The organism is Candidatus Schekmanbacteria bacterium, assembly GCA_003695725.1.
Classification (GTDB): domain Bacteria; phylum Schekmanbacteria; class GWA2-38-11; order GWA2-38-11; family J061; genus J061.
Genome location: RFHX01000110.1, coordinates 1 through 4,664, shown reverse-complemented (window position 1 = coordinate 4,664; position 4,664 = coordinate 1). Strand labels below are relative to the sequence as shown.

Here is a 4,664-nt window from a genome sequence, read left to right as displayed (position 1 = left end):
AGGCTCGATTGCCGCACCTACTGCAGGACTTCATTTTACGAACGAGCTTTTGCAGAAAGTTGAGGGGCGGGGAGTTACAATAGTAAAAATAACCCTTCATGTAGGAAAAGGAACATTCATTCCAATAAAAACCCAAAACATAGAAGAGCATCGGATGGAAGAAGAGGAGTATTTTATTAGTGAAAAATCAGCCGACATATTGAACCAAGCTTTAGAGGAAGAAAAAAGAATAATTGCAGTTGGCACGACAACGACAAGAGCCCTTGAAAATGAAATTTCGAAGAATGGAAAGTTTACAGCAGGAAGGGAAAGAGCGGATATTTTTATATACCCCGGCTACAAATTTAAAGCAATAAATGCACTTATTACAAATTTTCATTTACCACAATCAACATTGCTTGCCCTTGTAAGCGCTTTTTGTGGAAGAGAAAGAATATTGTCTGCTTATGAATGTGCCAAAGAAAATGGATATAGATTCTACAGTTATGGCGACGCAATGCTCATCATTTAAGTTTGAGGTGTTGAGTAGTGATTCTTCTACATCAGCAAGAAGAGGTCGTATTCATACCTCTCGCGGGATTATAGAAACACCTGTCTTTATGCCTGTTGGAACGCGTGCCGTTGTAAAAACACTTTCCTCCAAGGAGGTATCAGAACTTGGTGCAGAAATACTTTTGTGCAACACTTATCATCTTACCTTGCGCCCTGGATATGAGCTTGTTGAAAGAATGGGCGGGCTTCATAAATTTATGAATTGGGAAAAGCCGATTCTTACCGATAGTGGAGGCTTTCAGGTATATAGTCTCGCAAAGTACAACAAGATACTCGATGATGGAGTAGAGTTCCGTTCACATATAGATGGTAAATCTTATTTCTTTACTCCTGAACTTGTAATGGAGATACAAGAGAAACTCGACTCAGATATCGTGATGGTATTTGATGAATGTATTCCATATCCTGCTGACCGAAAATATTGTGAAGATTCAGTAAAAAAAACAATTGAATGGGCTAAAAGGTCCAAGGCGGCAGTTAAAGGCGACAATCGGGCAGTTTTCGGAATAGTGCAGGGGGGAGTTTATCAGGATTTAAGAAAATACTGCCTGCAAGAATTAGAAAAGTTGGATTTTGATGGCATAGCTATTGGAGGCCTCAGTGTGGGAGAACCAAAAGAAGAGATGATTTCGATTTTGAATTATATAGCGCCAATAATAGACGAAGGGAAACCTCGATATCTTATGGGTGTAGGAACTCCTGATGACATATTAGAGGCAGTATCAGCCGGAGTGGATATGTTTGATTGCATTATTCCTACAAGACAGGCAAGGAATGGTGCCCTTTTTACTTGGAATGGAAAGATAATCATAAAGAATGCTCAATATGCAGAAGATGATAAACCTGTCGATGAGAAGTGCGGATGTTTTACCTGCAGAAATTACACAAGAGCTTATTTAAGGCATTTGTATCAACTTAGAGAAACACTTGCTTTAAGATTAAATACAATACATAATCTCTTTTTTTATTTTGAATTTATTGCCAAAGTAAGAAAAAGTATAGAGGAGGGAAGTTTTGGAAGCTTTGCCTCAGAAATAAAAGGGAGGTGGAATTAATGATTGGTTTGGCATATGCAATGGCACAGCCAGCAGGAAATGGTCAGCCGCAGGGGTCAGGCATTGGTTTGATTATTATGATGGCTGTCATCTTTGGACTTTTTTATCTTCTTATTTTGAGACCTCAACAGAAGGAGCAAAAAAAACTTCAGGATATGCTCAAGTCGATAAAAAAGGGTGATAGAGTTATTACAAAGGGAGGTATATACGGCACTGTGATTCAAGAAAAGGACCAAAATACACTGCTTTTGAAGATTGCAGATAATGTGAAGATTGAAGTTATGAGAAGTGCCATTATCAGCGTTTTGGAAAAAGGGAAAGAAGGGAAGGATTAAGAATTTAAAAGGTTATTGATTAAATATGGAGTTTTCGTCTTATGGATAAAACATTGAAATGGAAAATTGGTCTTGTTGCAGTATTGGTAGTCCTTTCGTTATGGGTTTCTTATCCAATAAAAGAAAAGATTAATTTGGGGCTTGACCTGCAGGGTGGAGTCCATCTTTTAATGGGCGTTGATACTGAGAAAGCTGTTATAAATGAGACTATTAGAATGAAGAGCTATATCGAAAGGGCATTGAAGGAGAAAAAGATAAAAGTTGAATCAACGGATGTCCAAAAAGATAAATCATTCAATTTAAGCTTTATATCGCAAGAAGCTAAAGAAAAAGCCAAAGATGTGATTGAAGACATATATCCTGAATCCAATATTCAGGATGTTGATGGAAAAACATTAAAGATATCTATGTCTCAGAAAATGTTGAACAATTATGTAAATCTTACAGTCCAACAGGCAGTAGAGGTTTTAAGAAACCGTGTTGATAAATTCGGAGTTTCAGAGCCAATAATTCAGAGACAGGGAAGGGATAGGATTGTAATTCAGCTACCGGGACTTGATGACCCTGCAAGGGCAAAGAAGGTGATTTCCACGGGCGGTGTCCTTGAATTTAAGCTTGTCATTGACAGTGGACCTTCACCTGAATCCATAATGGAAAAATATAATCAAAAACTCCCTGAAGGTACGGAAATACTGCCTATTGAAACACCGGGTGAAGAAGGAGAGGGCGCAATAAGAGGGTATGTTTTGGTAAAAAAGGAAGCTGAGATAACAGGCAAATATTTAAAAGATGCAAGAGTAGGCCAAGACCAATATGGATTGCCTTCCGTAAATTTTGAATTCAACAGCGAGGGAGCAGAGATATTTGGAAATGTAACAGAAAAAAATATAGGGAAACAACTTGCAATCATTCTCGATGGCAAGGTCCAATCATCACCAGTTATACGGTCAAGGATAACAGATCGGGGAGAAATAACAGGAAACTTTTCATATGAAGAAGCTCAAGATTTGGTTGTAATTCTTCGCGCAGGTGCCCTTCCTGCTGTACTTGAATATTTGGAGGAACGCACTGTTGGCCCATCATTGGGTGCTGATTCGATTAGAGCAGGTGTAATTGCTTCTATCGCAGGTTTCATTTTGATAGTAATTGCAATGGTTGTTTACTATAGATGGTCAGGCTTGGTTGCCAATTTTGCACTACTTTTGAATGGAATATTTCTTATAGCTGCAATGTCATATTTTAAATTTACATTAACCCTGCCCGGAATTGCTGGAATAGTTCTGACACTTGGAATGGCTGTGGATGCAAATGTTCTCATATATGAGAGAATACGAGAGGAATTGAGACTTGGCAGGACAGTTAGGTCTGCTGTTGATATGGGATTTTCAAAGGCATTTGGGACAATTCTTGATTCAAACATCACAACTCTTATTGCAGGTCTTGTAATGTTTCAATTTGGTACAGGTCCAATCAAAGGATTTGCTGTTACATTGAGTATTGGCCTTATAATAAGTATGTTTACAGCAGTTTTTGTATCGAGGATTATATTCGATATGAGAATTGGAAGTAAGAAGGTAACAAAATTGAGCATATAAAGTCATAAGGAGAGGACAGAGGACAATGGAAATATTTAAAGCAGATATGAATATCGATTTTGTTGGAAAATCAAAATATGCATTTATTTTATCAATGCTGTTGATTGTACTTACACTTTTTTCGATTCTATTTCATAAGGGTATAAATTTAGGAATAGATTTTGCAGGCGGAACATTAGTAGAAGTAAAATTTGCCAAAAAGGATATCTCTATTGATGATGTAAGAGATGCATTAAAAGAAATCGGGCTTGGTTCAAGTATTATTCAAAGATTTGGTGAAGAAGACATCCTGATTAAGACGGAGTTGAGTGAGGCAGGGAAAATCGGGGATAGAATACAATCTGCATTAGAGGATAAATTTAGTAAGGATTCCTTTACTATTCAGAGAGTAGAAATGGTAGGCCCTGCCGCAGGGGAAGCATTAAAGCTGAAAGGCGAAAATGCGCTTCTCTATTCAATAATTGGAATGATTATTTATATCTCATATAGATTCCAGAACCGCATTGCTATCCCAATTATTGCAGTTGCTCTTATAACATGGATGCTGTCGACTACTTCTTGGATTTCTGTAACAGCTTTATCCATTGCTTCTCTTGTCGCCACAATTGCGGCATGCATATGGTTCAATTTTCGACAAGCTCTTGCAGCTATAATTGCACTGATTCATGATGCTGTAATAACTTTGGGATTTTTGTCTGTCACAAATAAAGAATTTACTCTGCCAGTGCTTGCGGCAATATTGACTATCATAGGTTATTCTATAAATGACACTATTGTTGTCTTTGACAGAATCAGGGAAAATTTGAGTAAAAGGAAGGATATGCCTTTGCGAGAATTGATTAATAAATCAATAAATGAAACAATGAGCAGGACTATAATAACCTCAGGATTAACACTTCTTGCTGTCCTTTCCATTTTTATTTTCGGAGGAGCAGTTATCCATGATTTTGCCTTTGCTCTTCTCGTAGGTGTTATTATCGGAACATATTCTTCAATTTATATTGCAAGTCCTATACTTATTACTTGGGAAAATGTAGCACAGAAAAGAAAAAAAGAAGAAATACTTAGAAGAAGAAAAAGATAAAAAATAAGATTTTAATGGATTTCGTTAGTATTTATCCTTTTTT

Annotated in this window: 5 protein-coding genes; all 5 read left to right on the top strand. The window is 37.1% G+C overall.

The annotated features are described in order from the left end of the window. Positions 1-511 (top strand): S-adenosylmethionine:tRNA ribosyltransferase-isomerase (locus tag D6734_04550; GenBank protein RMF96040.1); only part of this gene is annotated, 511 nt, incomplete at its 5' end. Beyond that, entirely contained in the window at positions 486-1,607 is a 1,122-nt protein-coding gene (locus D6734_04545) for a tRNA guanosine(34) transglycosylase Tgt (protein ID RMF96041.1), read from the top strand. The genes D6734_04550 and D6734_04545, both read left to right, overlap by 26 nt. Continuing rightward, on the top strand, positions 1,607-1,942 hold the full coding sequence (yajC, locus tag D6734_04540) for a preprotein translocase subunit YajC (GenBank protein ID RMF96039.1): 336 nt from the start codon (positions 1,607-1,609) through the stop codon (positions 1,940-1,942). The genes D6734_04545 and yajC overlap by 1 nt, the downstream gene beginning before the upstream one ends. Positions 1,943-1,983: 41 nt before the next feature. Continuing rightward, positions 1,984-3,537, top strand: coding sequence for a protein translocase subunit SecD (gene secD / locus D6734_04535; protein RMF96038.1), 1,554 nt, complete (start codon positions 1,984-1,986; stop codon positions 3,535-3,537). A 25-nt stretch (positions 3,538-3,562) separates the two neighbouring features. Then, the gene (gene secF, locus D6734_04530; GenBank protein ID RMF96037.1) at positions 3,563-4,621 is read left to right on the top strand and encodes a protein translocase subunit SecF; all 1,059 of its coding nucleotides are present in this window, start codon (positions 3,563-3,565) and stop codon (positions 4,619-4,621) included. The last annotated feature ends 43 nt before the right edge of the window (positions 4,622-4,664 follow it).

Coding starts and splice junctions, on each gene's coding strand:
- D6734_04545 (RMF96041.1), top strand. CDS start 486: ATGGCGACGCAATGCTCATCATTTAAGTTTGAGGTGTTGAGTAGTGAT.
- yajC (RMF96039.1), top strand. CDS start 1,607: ATGATTGGTTTGGCATATGCAATGGCACAGCCAGCAGGAAATGGTCAG.
- secD (RMF96038.1), top strand. CDS start 1,984: ATGGATAAAACATTGAAATGGAAAATTGGTCTTGTTGCAGTATTGGTA.
- secF (RMF96037.1), top strand. CDS start 3,563: ATGGAAATATTTAAAGCAGATATGAATATCGATTTTGTTGGAAAATCA.